Here is a 17,346-nt window from a genome sequence, read left to right on the forward strand (position 1 = left end):
TTCGCTTATGAATATCGCTACAGTAGATTAATCTTTGTAAACACTGCAAAGTCGCTGATTTAGCAGCCCAGTAGCGAAAAAAATAGCGATAAATACAAAATATGCCATTGCCGATACTTTATTCTTTAAGAAATTGCCCCTACGCGATGCGAGCGAGGATAGGCATACATAAAGCCCAGCTTCAGATTGATTTAAGAGAGGTTAATCTCAAGCAAAAAACTGTTGAAATGCTCGCGGCTTCGGCCAAAGGCACAGTACCTATTTTAGTGTTAGCTAATGAACAACAGACACCGACAGTAATTGACGAAAGTCTAGATGTTATGTTGTGGGCGCTAACAAATAACGACCCTGATAATTTGTTGCACTCCCATGATCAAATCGCGTTACCAAACATGCTGAAATTGATTGCACAATTTGATAATGAATTTAAAACCTGTTTGAACGCTTATAAGGCTGCTAAACGATATCGTGAAGATAACGTTATCGAGTGCAGGCATGTCTGCGAGGTGTTCATTAAAGAGCTAGAAAATCGCTTAATGCAAAGTGCTTTCTTAATGTCAGAACAAGAGAGCTTGGCAGATATTGCATTGGTGCCGTTTATTCGGCAGTTTGCCAAGGTAGAACGTCAATGGTACCTGCAGTCGCCGTATCCAAAGGTAAGGCAGTGGCTCAATCATTACCTGCAAAGTACCATGTTTACAAAAGTGATGGCTAAGCATGATTTGTGGGTAAACAATGGGTGAATGAAACGTAATAGGATGTCGGTGGTAAATGCTTTTAAATGCAATAATGTCATGAGCAAACCTGACACCCAAAACATGTCACAAACGGGCGAAATATTTATGTTGTCCACCACAGTCAAAACTCAGTAATAAGTAGATAGTGAATAGATGTAAACACGAGTTCACACACCGCTAAAACACTGACCCAACGCTTTTTGTAAGGTTGCGATCACTTCAAATGCTGAGCGCAATTGGTCGCGCATTAGCGGCGAGAGGTCTTGGGGAGAAATATAATTATCGGGTTTAATGCCCTGACTTAACTGGCGTTCCTGATGTTGAATGCGTAGGTATGAGATAAACTCAAAAGCATCTAATAAGTTGTCTGCACTTTTTTGGGTTATTGCCTCCACACTGGCTGCAAGTTTCAGACGTTTCAACGTATATTCTTCACTGTGTCCACTCGACAGCATATAGATTCTGGCCAAATCAACAATTGGTACTAAACCGTTATGTTTGAGATCCAGAGTGTCTTTATGCTCTCCTTTATTATTGAGTACAAACTTCCTGAAAAATCCTATGGGCGGTTGAAACTCAAGTGAAATCTTGTACAACAAACTAAGAAATATCTGCTGGCTTTTAGCGTGAGATGCCACCTCATCCTGTAATTCAGATATCAATGATTCATCACCATCAATGCAGCGTAAATCAAAAAAGATTTTAACATGCATAAGTGCTTTAGGTTCGGGTCGTAATATCCACTGCCTGAAATCATGTTTCCAGTCATCAATACTCTGACACCACTTGGGGTTTCTTGCCATTATTTCACCTGGACAATACACATAACCACAAGCATCTAAACCATCATTTACGAAGTGCGCAATTTTAAGGAAATACTTTATATGTTCTTGAGTCGCGCCTGAAGCGAGTACCAGTGCATTATCTTGATCTGTTTTAGCTGCTTGCTCTTTGCGCGCTTGAGAACCCAATGCTAGCCAAGCATAAGCAATGGGTGGATGACCAAATTTTTCAAAGGCTAGTGCGACCAAGCGTTTAGTGATTGCATCGGTTATATTGGTCATGATGCAACCCACATCACTGGCTTTAGTACCCATGCGCACCAATTGACAAAACAATTTGGGTACACGCATACTGATAGTGACTAATCCTTTAAGATTTTTTTGTTTACCAATATCCCTGACCATAAAAACAGGATGATCAGCTTGTACCCGTATAATGTCATTTAAGGTCACAAGGCCCTTAACGTTATCGTTTTCGATAACGGGTAGATGATGAATGTTTTCTTGCATCATTTGTAGTTGAGCGCAAGCCAGCGAAGTCCGAACATCAACAGTGATTGGCTTACTCGTCATAATCTGTGTCACTGGTAAGCTGACATCCATTGCTTTTGCGATGACTCGATTACGTAAATCTTTGTCTGTTAGTATCCCTTTTAGTGTTTGACCCTGCATCACTAGCAGTGCCGACACATTTTCAGCCGTCATTTTTTGTGCCGCATAATGTATGGTTTCATTATCCTCTACACAAACAGCTTCTCTGCTGAGTATTTCCCCAACATCATAAAAAATCAATGGACTATCAACCTGTCCTGGTGTCGCCGTGGAAATATGATCGCCTGCGTCGTGGGTGAAATATTTATCGAATGCCAAGTGATGGAGTCTAAACTCATCAAAATTCTGTTTACTGCACTCTAACAATAAACAATCATCTACACAGACCGCTTGATAATGTAACGGCTTATCTTCCAACATAGATAAATATCCAAAGAACGCGCCTTCTGCCAAGGTTGTAATAAGAATATTTTCGGTGTTATATAAAGCGACCGCTCCCAACCTGATCATATAAAGTTTGTTATTAGAAGAGCCTACTGTGAGAAGTTTTGCCCCTTTTTTACGATAGCTTAATGATAATGTAGCTGCATATTGACTAAGTGTATTGTGTGATAAAGCGCTTAAGGGCTGATATATCTTCAGAAAATCAAGCAATTCTGTGAGTTCTGTATTAACCATAATGGCGTAACCCTTGTTGTTATTGAATTTATACTAATGACTAATTCAATTTCAAACATTGATCGTAATCATAAAACGAGCCTGGCTGTTAATTCATCGTAAAGTAATCAAACGTTTAAACACCTAGCTACAATTGACGAGTTATTATTGGGTGTTGGCCCCAAATTACTCGGATGATAGAGCCGCAAACTAACGCTTCACTGGCAAGATTGTGAGTGGGGTGTTAGAACTTAAATCATCAACATTAAAAGAAGTGGTCAATATGCAAGATTTTAACCTTATTCCCCGAGTAAGCATTACACATGCCCCTACATTGCTAGAACGGTTACCAAGATTATCTAATGAATTAGGATGCAATCTGTTTGTAAAGCGGGATGATTGCACGGGTCTAGCTGGAGGTGGGAATAAAGCGCGTAAACTTGAATATTTGATAGCAGATGCCCAACAACAAGGTGCCGATATATTAGTCACTGTTGGTGGCTTTCAGTCAAATCATGCAAGACAGACTGCAGCAGCAGCCGCCAAATTTGGTTTTGATTGTGAATTGGTCTTAGAAGATGTCACTGGCACGCCAAAAACGGATTATTACAACAATGGCAATATGTTACTCGATAGTTTATTTGGCGCTAAAATTCATACATTAAGCCTAGGTGAAGACTGTAATGACTACGCTGAAGCTTTAATCAATACATTAAAAAGTGAGGGGCGAAAACCATATTTTATTCCAATGGGTGGCTCGAATGTGATTGGCAGTTTAGGTTATGTACGCTGTGCAAATGAAATTTTGCAGCAGATAGTCACTGAAAATATTCAGATAGATCAAATTGTGTTAGCTACTGGCAGTGCGGGTACACAAGCTGGTTTATTAGCTGGGCTTATTGCTGCAAAAGTAGATATACCAGTACTTGGCATTACGGTGAGTCGAACAACTGAAGATCAGCAGCAGTTAGTTGATGCATTACTTAGAGATATATTAACGCAACTTGGTATCAATCCCAACGAAGCTGAAGGGAGAGTCGCCACCAATGGAAGTTACTACGGCCAAGGGTACGGTATAACAACACCATCAATGATCTCCGCAGTTAAGCGCTGCGCACAACTTGAAGGACTCTTGTTAGACCCCGTTTATACGGGAAAAGCAATGGCAGGTTTTATGGATTTATGTGCCAAAGGTGTGATTGAACAGAATAGCCATCAGCTATTTTTACACACAGGCGGCAGTCAAGGACTCTTTGGATACCGCGAAACGTTTTTAACTTAATGATAATTATTTGTTTAGCCAATTAGTGGTTCATGTTCGCTATTTGATAATGAGATCACAATGGATGAGACATTAACTTTAAATGATTGATCCAGACTCTCATTTTATTGCGATAAAATAGCGATGAATGTCCGCCAATTCTGCCGTTAAGCACCGCTAAATGGCAATTACCGTCAATCAGTATTCTACATAAATTGAAGTTTGAAGTACCTAAGGTGAGTTTGGTGATTTTCATCACAATCTGGCGATAAAACTTAATAACTGGTGTTTTATATATTTCACAGAGCAACGGTTTCTTTAACCTATTGATTTTATTGTAGATATTGTTGGCTTCATATTTGCTTTATCTACGTAAAACGTACAACTCACAACAATGTCATCAGGAGAATCAAATGAACGAAACAACAAAAGCAACATTAACTAATCTGGATACCTGGAAGCGGGGTTTATTTATGGTTGTTTTTGCCATCATTTCGGGGGTGGCAAAATTGGTCGTCACCTTAGTGGCTGTTTTTCAATTTATCACACTTCTCTTTAAAGGGCAGACGAATGAAGCAATGATACCTCTGGGTCAGAATTTGAGTACTTACCTGTATCAAATTACCTTGTTTCTCACCTTCAAAACCGACGAAATGCCATTTCCTTTTATCCCTTTTCCAGATGGAGCACCGGGATAAAAACTGGATGAGAGTCATAACGAAAATTTCGACTCTACTGAGCCTAAGCCAAAAGATGATGATGGGGTTGTTGCAACCACAGATGAAGATATCAAGGATGAAATTAAGGCGGAAAAAGAGACAAAAACTGATCCCTTGAATGGATGAAAATCATTAATAATCCAATAATTTTTGTTATATAAATGCCCTAGGAACACATTTACGTGTTTGCGTAAATGTGTTTGAAATGTTCAAACTATTTATCTTCAATCAATAAATATTCAAAATATGCACGCTTGATAAATCATCGGTACTTAGCATACGTGAGCCAAAGTGAAGGCAAAGTGAAATTTACAAGGTATTGCTATATTTAAAGTATAAATTTCGCCCTAAGAATGAACGAGTCACATTTTCTGGTAGGATACGGCAAATTTTTTAACGTTTACCTTTATGTCCTTAGTCACTCTACAAAACTGTCACGGTATTTTTGCCGAACATTTTCATCTACATATTGATTCCCTTAAGTTAAAACCGTTACAACACACAGTTGTATTAGGGCCAAACGGCAGCGGAAAATCTGCACTGGCAGCATTAGTTGCCGGTGAGGGGGAATGGTTAGATGGGCAACACCAAGTGACTACGAATATTGCTTGGGTGTCGGTTGAGCAACAGCAAGGGTTAATCGAAGCTGAAAAACAAAAAGATTGTGCAGATATACTCGATATTATTCCCGTACCCACAACAGTGCACCAGATTTTGTTTGAAGGCTTGAGTCCAAATGAAATTGATCTAACGTTAGTGAAACGAGTGACGGATGTTTTTTCTCTCGCGGGTATGTTGCAGCAACCATTTCGTGCTTTGTCTACAGGGGAAACCCGCAAACTACTGTTGGCAAAAGCATTATTGAGCCATCCTAAATTGTTAATCCTTGACGAACCATGGGATGGATTAGACCAACAAGCGTGCGCTGACTTTAATGGGTTACTCCTGGAAATATCCACTGAGACTACTTTTGTTTTTGTGCTCAATCGTTTAAGCGAAGTGCCGAGCTTCTGTCAGCAGTTAGTGTTGATGCAATCAGGGGCTATTCAATGGCAAACACTCATTAATGATAATTTAGCTGAACAACTCACCCACATCAGTCAGCTACAACATATGCAACAACAAGACTTAGTCTTGCCAGCCAAAGATAGCGATAGTTTCGCTCCACATCCCCTAGATGCGAATGCGCCTTTGGTGAAGTTAACCAATGTTAAGGTGAACTATGGTGAAAATATTGTTTTTAGGGATTTGAATTGGATCATTCAAGCACAACAACATTGGCAAGTCACCGGCCCAAATGGTTCGGGTAAAACCTGCTTATTAAATTTGATCACCGGCGATCACCCGCAGTGTTATGTGAATGATATTTATGTGTTTGGTTATCAACGGGGCAGTGGTGAAAGTATTTGGCAAATCAAACAATACATCGGGTATCTATCAAACGCGTTTCATTTAGATTATCGGGTTAATTGTTCATTATTGCAGGTTGTATTGTCAGGCTTTTACGACAGTATAGGTATGTACCAACAAGCCACCAAAAATCAAATAATACTAGCTGAACAGTGGTTGGCGTTAATGGGGTTAAAAAAACAAACTGCTACGCCTTTTCAAGCATTGTCTTTTGGTGATCAACGTTTAGTGTTACTTGCCCGTGCCATGGCCAAACACCCAGCCCTACTGATTTTAGATGAACCCTGTAATGGATTAGATGATATTAATCGACTTAAAGTATTAGCATTAATTGAATTGCTCGCAAGAGAAGGCAGCACCACTTTATTGTACGTGAATCACCATCAAGAGGATGTGATCCCAAGCATTAAACAGCATTTGTCGATGACAGATTATTAATCCCCTAGAATACCATCAACAAATTGTTGAAACTCAGGGTTGTAAATAAACTTTTCGCTTTCCCAAGCCCATTTCATGGTTGCACGACGGCGGTCCCCATCAACAACTTTAGAACTGGAGGTTTTCTTAGTATAAGTAGACATTTCTTGAATCACAGCTGTATATAAAGCTGGATTGAGCGGATTGAGTCTGTATTAAATAGTGACCTCCACAAAAAATGACTACTAAATTCTACTCTATTCGTTAAATTAGACTGCTCGATTGTTAACTTTAGAGAGAAACATGTCCGACGACCGTTACATCAATGTGGCAATGGCTCAAATTGCCCCTGTATGGCTTAATCAAACAAAAACCATAGATAAAATTTTAGCCGCCATTTCAGAGGCAGCTGATAAAGGCAGTCAATTAGTCACCTTTGGTGAGGCTTTGTTACCGGGTTATCCATTTTGGCTTGAGCCTACTGGCGGCGCGGTGTTTAACAGTGCCAAACAAAAGCAAATCCAAAGTTTGTATTTACAGCAAGGGGTGAATATTGAAAGGGGAGATTTAGACGCCATTTGCCAGTTGGCCGGGCAGCGAAATATTCAAGTGATTCTGGGTACTGCCGAACGTGCATCAGACAGGGGAGGGCACAGCATTTATTGTTCACTGGTGTATATCAGTCAGCAAGGTCAAATATTACATGTGCATCGCAAACTAATGCCCACATACGAAGAACGTCTAACTTGGTCGCCAGGTGATGGCCATGGATTGCAGACCCATGCATTAGGGAATTTTACTGTTGGCGCGCTTAATTGTTGGGAAAACTGGATGCCGTTACCGCGGGCAGCCTTGTACGCTCAGGGTGAAGATTTGCACGTGGCCATCTGGCCGGGCGGTCTGCATAACACCCAGGACATTACACGTTTTATTGCCAAAGAAGGACGGTCGTACGTGATGTCTGTTTCGAGCTTAATGCGCCCGGCAGATTTCCCTGTGGATACGCCTTATCTAGATGAAATCCTACTGGACAGCCCTGAATATTTTGCCAATGGTGGTTCCTGCATCGCTGCACCGACGGGAGAGTGGTTAATAGAGCCTCAAGTGGGTGATGAGGCAGTGTATTGCGCCAGACTTGATCACAATTTAGTTTATGAAGAACGCCACAATTTTGATCCGGTAGGTCATTATTCTCGCCCTGACGTCACTCAGCTTATTGTGAATCGTGAGCGACAAACTACCGCTAAATTTATCGGTTAGGTTACTGCGAAACCGAATAAACTAACAAGGGCGTTGTTTAACTGCAGGTTTTATTTTTATTAAACCTTTACGTTAATGTTCGGACGAAAATGCTCTAGAAAGAGCATTCATCCTATGCTTTGGATGAATTTTAAACAGCAGGTTAAGTTAAATTTCAGCATGCACTTTATTGATAATTTCTAGAAGTCGTTTTGACTCAATTGACTGCAGTTTTAATACCTCAGTTGCTAGAGCATCTAGCGCTATCTTTTGTCTTAAATAGAAAGCTATCTTAGGATGTTCTTTTAAATCAGATAAAATACTCTGGGCTTCTTTTGTGTTCAATCCGATATCGCAGGTATCTGACAATACTTCATTTAACGTTCCTTCTATCGTCAGTTTTACGCAGTTTTGTCTAATCAAATCTTGCACGTCGGGAGGTAGGATACCACGAACCTCCATACGATATGGCGGGCTAGAATAAATTAATGAGTCAAGAGCCCTAGCATAATAATTCGATAAAGTAGACGCTAATTGAGGCCCTCCTATTAAGCCTAACCTACCTGTAGATGCTAATGAATCATAAGTGCCAGATGTGGAATTATTAGCGAAAATGTTTGACGCTTGATAAAAAGAAACCACCAATTGCTCAGGCGATAATCCTTGGGAATTTGCCCATAAGGTTAATGCATTTTTTCCAAATTGTTGTACTTGGAAATAATAATTCTCTGCATTTTTAGCGCTTCTTTGATCCGCTTTTAAATCTTCCATTAAAAGCAAAGTGTACTCTTCGGTTATTTTACTTTCGTTTTTATTTTCTTCCCAATCCGCCAACTGCATTGCGACTAATATACCTATGACCACAACAGCAAAATCTAAGAAAACGGCAAACCAATTATGACGTTGAATATCCTTAATTACATTTTTCAAAAGCATAATGCCGCCATAAGTTTTTTATTTAATACAGAAAATTTATATAAGTATTATAGTCGTCTATCATTTTCTGAGGCAGAAATAACGGTTTCAGCAAACTTCTGCAATATTTACATCCGTTATACAAAACGATTTGGGAGTTGATAACCGCGGATTTATTCAGACAAATGGTTTAGTTAAGTTGTATCTGCATTCGTTGTCAGTTTGCGTGCTAAATCATCCAAATTAAGTAACCTAGAGGTGCGCGCTTTTATAACCTTGCCCAATCCAACCTAAATACCTTGCTAATCTGCTGTTGATTGACAACAATCGTGCTCTGAAATTTATTTGTTTATAAAATCAATGCAATCAAAACCATCTAATACTTTACGTCAACACTTTCCATTTTTCTGCAATCCAAACTCACAGAACTGCGTGTATCTGGATAGCGCGGCTACCAGTCAAAAATTGCAGTCGGTTGTCGATATTACGCAACAGTACTACCAAGAGCGTGCGGTGAATGTGCATCGCTCTAGTCATCAGTTGGCGGCCATTGTCACTGAACAGTTTGAACAGTCGCGCAAGACTATCCAACACTTTATTGGTGCCAATAGTCATAAAGAAATTGTGTGGACCAAAGGGGCGACTGAAAGCATTAACCTTGTGGCCAGTGGTTTAGCTAAAAGTCACTTTAAAGCAGGGGATAGTATTTTAGTTTCAGCACTTGAGCATCACGCTAATATTGTGCCTTGGCAGCAAATAGCGCAAGGGCTTAATCTGACGCTTGAGGTCATGCCAGTGGATGCCAATGGCGTGTTGAAGCTAGACGAATCATTACAATTGATTTCCGCCAACACTGTTTTAGTTGCTTTAGGCCATGTGTCTAATGCTTTGGGTAATATCAATCCAATTGAAGCCATTATTGCCAAGGCCAAAGAAGTAGGCGCCTTAACATTAATAGACGGTACACAAGCCGTCAGTCACTTGGGTGTGAATGTGCAACAGTTGGGTTGCGACTTTTATGTGTTTAGTGGCCATAAAATGTTTGGCCCAACTGGCATAGGTGTCTTATACGGTAAGTACGATTTACTTGAGCAATTACCGCCTTATCAACTAGGCGGTGAGATGATTAAACAAGTTAGCTTCTCACACACCACCTTTCAGCCACCGCCGCTAAAATTTGAAGCCGGTACGCCGAATATTGCAGGGGTGTTAGGTATAGCCGTTGCCAGTGAGTTTATTCAACAGCATAGAAAAATGCTATTAGCCCTTGAACAAGATTTGTATCAACAATTACTCTCTACCTTGTCAGCTATCCCACAGGTTAGATTATGGGGTGACAGCGTTAATAGTATTTGTGTGCAGTCTTTTACCGTGCAAGGCGTCAGTCATTACGATTTAGCGGTGCTCTTAGATAAGTGTAACATTGCTGTTAGGGTAGGGCATCACTGCGCCATGCCTTTGATGAATGAGCTGGGTATCGATGGGACCATCAGAGTGTCTTTGGCGGCTTACAATAACAGTGCTGACATTGATACCTTCGGTGCTGCGCTTATTGAATGTATTGGTTTATTGATTGAGCCTGCAATTCATGAGGAGTCTAGCGACACCTCATCTGAGCATAACCAAACCTTGCTGGCACCCATTGCTGAGTCAATTAAACAAGCAAAAAGCTGGGATCAAACCTACAGACAACTGATGTTAGCGGGTAAAGGTTTAGTCAGACTACAAGACCAGTATAAAACCGACGAGTCAGCAGTACATGGGTGTGAAAGCCAAGTATGGATAAGGTGTTATATCGAGGACGGCTCATTAGTACTCGAGGGCGATTCGCCAAGCAAAATTGTGCGTGGTCTATTGGCCGTAGTGTTCGAAGCCATGTCAGGCAAAACAGTTAATCAAGTTTTAGCCTTTCATTTAACTGACTATTTAGAAAAATTACGTTTAGGTAAACATCTAAGCCAATCCAGAGGTAATGGTCTTTCTGCTGTAGTGAATAAAATTATTGAATACTGTCAACTTCAATCCGCAAATAAAGAGAGTTAGATGTCTACCAATAAACAGCAGGATCAAACACGTTCACCCGTTAGAAAAGTCTTAGATATTTTCGGGATCATTATTCTGATATCAGTCTTGGGGTATTACGGCAATAAAACCGTTCAGACTTATCTTGGGCAACAAGTGATAGATGAAACTGGGTTAGAGATACTTTCCTTAGAGCAAGCCTTAGAAATTGCCGAGAGTTCAAATAAATTGGTGTTGGCGGATATGTCAGCCATTTGGTGCCCAAGCTGTCGTAAGTTAGACAAACAAGTGTTCTCTGATGAACGAGTCAAAACGCAGCTTAATCAAGGTTTTGTTTATGCGCGTGTTGAGTACGACTCGCCTGAAGGTGAAACTTTTATGCAAAACTACCAAGTATCTGGTTTTCCTACTTTGTTGGTACTAAATACAAAGGGGGAAAAATTAGTACAGTTACCGATAAGCTATGAGCCACTAGCGTTTTTGGCAACATTGGAAAAGGTCGTTGAGGCATTTCATTAAGTATTCAGTTTCAAATTATTTTAATAGCAAGGAAATATTCGTGAGAATATATAATTTATTAGCCTTAATTTTATTTTGCACCTTTATGTTTTGTAGTGAAGTGGTAGCCAGCGCTAAACCTATTCAGATCAAAGTGTTTATTGCCGCCATGTTTGAAATCGGCGAGAATTCAGGTGACAAGGCAGGTGAGTTTCAACACTGGTATCAACGTTATTTTAAAAACAGTCAGCCGCTTGATGTAAAGGGCGCTCTAAAGCCTGTTTATTGTAATCACGACGGTGTATGTGGCGGCGTTTTAGGCATGGGCAAGGTGGCGTCATCTGCTTCAATGCAGGCGATTATACTCAATGAAAAATTTGATTTCTCGAGCAGTTATTTTATTCTCAGTGGGGTGGGTGGCACACCACCTTCAAAAGGCACAATAGGAGATGTAACTTGGGGCAGTTGGTTAATTGACTACGACTTAGGTCATCGCTGGGCCCCAGAAGAAGGTAAAGTAGGCGCCCCCACTTTTATGCCCCGTAAAGGTTATGAAAATATTCGTCGATATCAACTTAATCCCTTATTGGTTAAATGGAGCTTGGCGTTAACTTCAGACTTAACACTTAAAGACTCACCCGAAGCTCAAGCCTACCGAATGCGCTATCCACAAACAACTGCAAGGCGATTACCTAAAGTGTTTACGGGGACACATATGACAGGTGACACCTTTTTCCATGGGCCGGGATTGTCGAAACAAGCGCAATATATCACTGAGTTATATGGTGCAGATGATTACATAACAACTGAAATGGAAGCCGCGGCTATTACACAGGTAATAAGCCGAATCCATGGTACACAACGAATTTTAAGTGTGCGCGGTTCCGTTAATTTCGATCAAGGTAACCCAAACGAAACGACCCTAGAACACCTTGATCCAGCACCCGGAGAAACGGCTGGTGGTTTTGCCGAAACGGTTGAAAACATTGTGTTAGTGGGCGGTGCAGTGACTGATCACATTGTTAAACATTGGAATGATTGGCAAGGTGGCGTGCCAGATAGTCATTAATTATAGTGAGGACAGTTTCATGATGAAAATCGAAGGTAATATTCAAGGATATTCGGACAGAGATCTGGCGAAAAAATTCAAACAACTGCAACCATCTGCACAACGGCAGTCGGCGCTGATTGATAAAGATTTTGAAATGTTAATGGCTGACGGTTATGTGATTATCAAAGGCTTACTCACCCCATCCCAGTGTCACGATATTAAAACCACCTGCCTGCCTTTAATGGCCCACAAAGGTAGAAATGAATTTGAGGGAGAAAGTACTCAACGGTTATATAACGTATTGGCCAAAACCCGATGCATAGATAGATTGGCAGACCACCCAAGGATCCTCGGTTTAATGGACTTAATGTTCAGACCTAATTTTCTGCTTAGCCAAAGCCAGGTGATTAATATCCTTCCTGGCGAAAAGCAACAAGCTTATCATTACGATGATTCATTTTATCAAATTCCCAGGCCTAGAGCACCACTAGGTGCGGCCAGTATTTGGGCAATAGACGATTTCACAGAGAAAAACGGGGCGACTGTTGTTGTGCCTACCAGTCATAAATGGGATGGCCAGCAACGACCCACTCCCAACAACGTCATAAAAGCGGTGATGCCGGCTGGATCTGTTATATTTTTCCTCGGAACTACCTGGCATGGCGGTGGTGCAAATCATGCTAAATCCCCAAGACTGGCTGTTACCCATCAGTATTGTGAGGCATTTATGCGGCAACAGGAAAATTACTTGTTAGAGTTAAATAAAGAGACCGTAAAAAACCTTTCGCCAGAACTTCGTTCTTTGGTTGGTTATTCGATTCACTCTCCCTTTATGGGCATGGTTAATGGCCAGCATCCTCTGAGATTACTCGAGCCATAATAAAAATTTAAAGGCATTTTCCCTCGGTGTGTCTGTCCGACTCGATCAGGTTTTGGGTTGGAAACCTGCAAACAATAACCGTTGAAGTATCGGATTCAACGGTTTTTAGCTTCAATCCATTGAGCCATGTATTGGGTACTTTTTAAGTGATGATGTTGCAGCATTTGCCCAATAAAATTGTGTGTACGATGTGTTTGTACATTATCTCGTATCTTTTGGATGGTCGACAGCAGTGTTGTTTGAATGTTGTCTTGATTAAAATTAGCTTTGATAAGCTGATAACCATTCTGTTGTTTTTGGTGCCATAAGGTTTCTTCTTGATAAAGCTGTACAGCCTGATTAGCAAAGTCTACCGCGCAGTCTTCTTGGCTATCAAATGTGCTTAAATCTGTTGTTAGTCCAGACCAGTCAAGACCCATACACATGCCTTCAATACCAATGTTAGTGGTAACGTTGGGTGTGCCACAAAACATGGCTTCAGCTAACTTGCCTTTTATACCTGCACCAAAGCGCAGCGGGGCTAAACAGACTCTGGCTTGTTCCATGACCTGTTTGGCATCTTCTGCCCAACCTTTGACTAAAAAACCTTGTTTGGGATTATGTAATTGTGTCGCTTTTGGTGGAGGATAGGCACCATAAATATGTAGTTCTGCTTTGGGTAATTGTTTGCGTATTAACGGCCAGATGTTTTGTTTTAAAAACAGTACCGCGTCCCAGTTGGGTTCATGACGAAAGTTACCAATACTGATGAAGTATTGTCTGTCTGAGTAGCTATTTTTTGATGGGGTAAAGTTTTGCAAGTCCAGCATAAAAGGGATGTGTAATAGAATATGTTCAGGAACCGCGTAATGGCTTTTGAGCAACTGCAGTTCGTAGTCCGAAATAATCAAACTCAGGTCACAGCGAAAAATCGCGGCTATTTCACGTTTAGCTAGTTCGCTATTCAAGTCGTTTTTAGTCAAAGGCCGGTTTTGTTTTAAAGCCTGATGCCTTGCATGACGAAGGGAGTGTAAATCTTCGGTGTCCAATATGCGTATCGCATCTGGGCAATGTTTGGCTACTCGCCAGCCAAATTGTTCTTCGAGCATAAAACGATCGAATAGCACCATATTGGGATTGAGTTCACTGATGAAGTCATCAAAGCTGCTGCAATTAAGTGCCACAGTTTTTTCGTCGATCCCCAACTCAGTTAAATCGACTTTATGTTCACCTTGCTGAGCAGGGCTAGCAAAAGTGATCTGCCAGTCTTGTTTTATAAACAATATGAGTAAGCTCAACATATGGCTGCCAGCAGCCGATGAATTCGGTTCTGGCCATACGTAACCTAACACTAGTAGCTTGTTAATACTTTTAGTCGTCATTGTTTGGCAATCCTGACACAATTTCGACCGCCTTTTTTTGCCGCATACAAGGCGATATCAGCCTGTTTCATGATGCTTGCAAAGTCAGCATGTTCTTTTGTACGCTGGGCAACACCAAAGCTGGTAGTGACTTTGACGGGCTTTGTAGCCGCTGGCTTTTTACTAGCCAAAGGCTTCTTGGGCTTAGGTGGCCGTGGTTTGGCTCTAAGAGCAATATCGTAATCAGCGATGGTTTGGCGCACTAACTCTACAAAAGGCATCACTTCAGCCGATGTTTTACGGGGAAACACTATAATGAATTCTTCGCCGCCAAAACGAAATGTTTTACCGCCACCTGTCACTTTATCTAACTTACTGGCAACCAATTTTAAGACTTCGTCGCCTACATCATGGCCGTAGGTATCGTTAAACCTTTTGAAATGGTCAATATCAGACATCACCACAGTATATTTACGCCCAAGGGTTTGCACATATTGCATAAGGGCTCGCCTGGAGGGGATCCCAGTTAGTTCATCTTTAAAGGCCATGGTAAAACTATCTTTGAGTACTGAATAACAGAACAAGCTGGCTAAACTAACGATTGTGATCAACCCAAATTCGGCATCACTATAAATGTGCATAACCGCACTTAAAACCAAAGCAAAATACAACGCGTTATGAGTGTTATCGGTTTTTAACAATAACCTTAACAAGCCAAGCAATAAGCTAACAATGAATAAAACACTGTTAAAAGGGGTAACTAGGGCGCGTAAATCAGGTGACAGTTGAAATAACAAACTATCTAAAGAGGTTAACCATGCTTGGCTGAGCAGTTGCAATGCTGGTATGGCTAACCAACTCAACCCAAATAAGGTCAATAAAACCACTATGCTGAAACACAAGTTAATTGCAGAAAATCCTTTATCTCTGCTATACAGCAAAAAGACAAAACCAAACAAGATGCCGCTGTATCTTACTTCCAGTAATTCTGGGTTTAATGTCAGTTGTTTATTTGCGGCGATAAGTAACAGCAATAAACAGGCGTAAACCAGTCGGCTTCTACCAAACTGCCAAGCAATAATCGCTGCGATAGCCAAACTGGCATAACTCATCCACCATAGGTTTAGGATCCAGTTTCCAATTAATTTAGTGTTAAAAAAATAACAGCCATACAAAGCACTAAAAAAAAGCAATGGTGGAAAGAACAACCAACAAAAATCAGTCAATCGAGACAACAGGGGTGACAATTTAGCAGTCAAAAATAATGCTCACTTCGATTAAAAATGGATAAACAAACGGGGCTATTGTAAGTGAATTTACCCAGCGGCAAAAGGTCAACAGGCTGTTTGCTTTGTGATAAGGTATTTTAATCTATAACTAGAATATGCAGTGCTTCAATGACAGATCTTTTCCCCTGGGAGCAACATACTATTTTTGGTGCGGGCCTAATTGGCAGTTATCTAGGTGGCGCACTCAGTGTTCAGGGATTTCAAACAACTTTAATTTGTCGAGCAACCATAAAGTCCAAACTCGCTTCAGGTTTAAAGCTCACGGATTACCAAGGCCATGAGGCTATGTTGCCTAAAATGGATGTGCTAGATGATAAACAACTATCTGCACTTAATACACAGGTCAAAAAAGCGCGATTTTTATGGCTGACCGTTAAATGTACTGGTATTAAACAAGCTGTTATCGATATAGCTCCGTTGGTGGATGAAAATACCGTTATCCTATGTTGTCAAAATGGATTGGGCTCAGACGCTGCGGTGAAACAAGCCTATCCTAACAATATGGTACTAAGGGTAATGGTACCTTTTAATGTGGTTGAAATATCGCCGGGGCATTTTCACCGTGGCTCAGAAGGAAAGTTGATCATTGAACAGACTCCTCAGTCACAAATCGGGATCAGTACCTTGGTAATGTCGTTACACTCAGAACTTTTACCCATCAACACCACCAAAAATATGGATTCTCTGCTATGGGCTAAATTACAATTGAATTTGGGCAACAGTGTCAATGCATTAGCAGACATCCCGGTCAAAACCATGTTGGTGCAACGGGGTTATCGCAGAGTCATCGCTTTACTGATGAGTGAGTTATTACAGGTAACCACTGCGTTAGGTATTAAATTACCTAAAGTCACCGCCATTTCTGCTCACAAAATCCCTATGGTATTACGGCTCCCTAACTTTATTTTCACCCGTGTGGCTAACAAAATGTTAGAAATTGACCCCAACGTCCGTTCATCCATGTGGTGGGACGTGTCACAAGGCAAACCGACAGAAATAGAGCATATAAACGGCGCTATTTTAAAGCATGCTAAAACCTTAAATATTGCCTGTCCCGCAAATGAAAAGATCAGTGGTTTGATAAGACAGCTAAGTGATACCGCGAGCCTAACCCAGGAGCAAAAACCGCCCATTGCGGCAAAAACACTTTTGGCATGGGTATCTGGAAAATGAAATATGTGATCTGGATTGTGTTTCTCGTTGCAGCTTTGAGCAGTTGTTCCTTGAGTAAGCAAAACGGCGACTTCACAAATAGCAGCATGCAAACCATTGATATAGTTAAGTTTAATGGGTTAAAGGGTTAATGGGTTAAAGGGTAATGATTATCGAAATAGCATCCGAGAATTATCCTGACTCAACAGCTCAAACACAAACTAAGCCATTGTTTACTGAAATCAATAAAAATAATTTTAGTGGATCTTTAATTCAATCGTTCAAGGTCATTTTAATGTAATTGTCGTCTCTTAAACCGAATTAAGGTTAATTTTATTATGAACTTGATAACAGTTTGATCAATTCTTTATCCAAAACAGAATTTACCTCGGTCTTACTTAATATTTTTCCTTCCAATACGAACG

15 protein-coding genes are annotated in these 17,346 nt (G+C 40.7%); 10 read left to right on the plus strand and 5 right to left on the minus strand.

Translation table 11 applies throughout. The features are described 5' to 3' along the window. Positions 1–101 precede the first annotated feature (101 nt). Entirely contained in the window at positions 102–743 is a 642-nt protein-coding gene (locus CXF95_RS23790) for a glutathione S-transferase (protein ID WP_101200995.1), read from the plus strand. Between the two features lie 161 nt (positions 744–904). Here the strand turns inward: CXF95_RS23790 and CXF95_RS23795 are convergent, their stop codons facing one another. Further along, complete coding sequence (locus CXF95_RS23795; RefSeq protein WP_101200996.1) at positions 905–2,749, minus strand: DUF294 nucleotidyltransferase-like domain-containing protein; 1,845 nt, start codon at positions 2,747–2,749, stop codon at positions 905–907. Between the two features lie 262 nt (positions 2,750–3,011). Between CXF95_RS23795 and CXF95_RS23800 the strand changes: the two genes are divergently transcribed. From CXF95_RS23800 to modF, 3 genes are all read left to right on the plus strand, one after another. Continuing rightward, on the plus strand, positions 3,012–4,010 hold the full coding sequence (locus CXF95_RS23800) for a D-cysteine desulfhydrase (protein WP_101201016.1): 999 nt from the start codon (positions 3,012–3,014) through the stop codon (positions 4,008–4,010). Positions 4,011–4,402: 392 nt separating this feature from the next. After that, complete coding sequence (locus CXF95_RS23805; RefSeq protein WP_232788007.1) at positions 4,403–4,687, plus strand: DUF4389 domain-containing protein; 285 nt, start codon at positions 4,403–4,405, stop codon at positions 4,685–4,687. Between the two features lie 429 nt (positions 4,688–5,116). After that, entirely contained in the window at positions 5,117–6,556 is a 1,440-nt protein-coding gene (modF, locus tag CXF95_RS23810) for a molybdate ABC transporter ATP-binding protein ModF (RefSeq protein ID WP_101200997.1), read from the plus strand. Here modF and CXF95_RS30905 read toward each other — a convergent pair. Then, positions 6,553–6,699: a hypothetical protein gene (locus tag CXF95_RS30905; protein ID WP_157828230.1), complete on the minus strand. Its 147-nt coding sequence runs from the start codon at positions 6,697–6,699 to the stop codon at positions 6,553–6,555. The genes modF and CXF95_RS30905 overlap by 4 nt on opposite strands. Positions 6,700–6,838: 139 nt before the next feature. Here CXF95_RS30905 and CXF95_RS23815 point away from each other — a divergent pair, with 139 nt between their 5' ends. Beyond that, positions 6,839–7,795 (plus strand): carbon-nitrogen hydrolase family protein, encoded by a 957-nt coding sequence (locus CXF95_RS23815; RefSeq protein ID WP_101200998.1) that lies wholly within the window; start codon positions 6,839–6,841, stop codon positions 7,793–7,795. A gap of 147 nt (positions 7,796–7,942) precedes the next feature. On the opposite strand, the gene CXF95_RS23820 is transcribed toward CXF95_RS23815, so the two are convergent. Continuing rightward, positions 7,943–8,710 carry a hypothetical protein gene (locus tag CXF95_RS23820; protein WP_101200999.1) on the minus strand — a complete coding sequence of 256 codons (768 nt, stop codon included), beginning with the start codon at positions 8,708–8,710 and terminating at the stop codon, positions 7,943–7,945. A gap of 339 nt (positions 8,711–9,049) precedes the next feature. On the opposite strand from CXF95_RS23820, the gene CXF95_RS23825 reads away from it, so the two are divergent. The 4 genes from CXF95_RS23825 to CXF95_RS23840 are packed head-to-tail and all read left to right on the plus strand — an operon-like array spanning position 9,050 to position 13,140. Further along, positions 9,050–10,732, plus strand: coding sequence for a SufS family cysteine desulfurase (locus CXF95_RS23825; protein ID WP_101201000.1), 1,683 nt, complete (start codon positions 9,050–9,052; stop codon positions 10,730–10,732). Then, positions 10,733–11,230, plus strand: a complete 498-nt coding sequence (locus tag CXF95_RS23830; protein ID WP_232788008.1) for a thioredoxin family protein — start codon at positions 10,733–10,735, stop codon at positions 11,228–11,230. A 40-nt stretch (positions 11,231–11,270) separates the two neighbouring features. Continuing rightward, positions 11,271–12,278: a purine nucleoside permease gene (locus CXF95_RS23835; protein ID WP_101201001.1), complete on the plus strand. Its 1,008-nt coding sequence runs from the start codon at positions 11,271–11,273 to the stop codon at positions 12,276–12,278. Between the two features lie 19 nt (positions 12,279–12,297). Continuing rightward, positions 12,298–13,140: a phytanoyl-CoA dioxygenase family protein gene (locus CXF95_RS23840; protein ID WP_232788009.1), complete on the plus strand. Its 843-nt coding sequence runs from the start codon at positions 12,298–12,300 to the stop codon at positions 13,138–13,140. Between the two features lie 95 nt (positions 13,141–13,235). On the opposite strand, the gene CXF95_RS23845 is transcribed toward CXF95_RS23840, so the two are convergent. Together CXF95_RS23845 and CXF95_RS23850 are read right to left on the minus strand one after the other, a co-directional pair. After that, entirely contained in the window at positions 13,236–14,486 is a 1,251-nt protein-coding gene (locus CXF95_RS23845) for a glycosyltransferase family 4 protein (RefSeq protein ID WP_369809345.1), read from the minus strand. Positions 14,487–14,497: 11 nt separating this feature from the next. Then, positions 14,498–15,739: a GGDEF domain-containing protein gene (locus CXF95_RS23850; protein ID WP_101201003.1), complete on the minus strand. Its 1,242-nt coding sequence runs from the start codon at positions 15,737–15,739 to the stop codon at positions 14,498–14,500. Positions 15,740–15,877: 138 nt separating this feature from the next. On the opposite strand from CXF95_RS23850, the gene CXF95_RS23855 reads away from it, so the two are divergent. Beyond that, on the plus strand, positions 15,878–16,942 hold the full coding sequence (locus CXF95_RS23855) for a 2-dehydropantoate 2-reductase (protein ID WP_101201004.1): 1,065 nt from the start codon (positions 15,878–15,880) through the stop codon (positions 16,940–16,942). Positions 16,943–17,346: the final 404 nt, after the last annotated feature.

Source organism: Paraglaciecola sp. MB-3u-78, assembly GCF_002835935.1.
Taxonomy (GTDB): domain Bacteria; phylum Pseudomonadota; class Gammaproteobacteria; order Enterobacterales; family Alteromonadaceae; genus Paraglaciecola.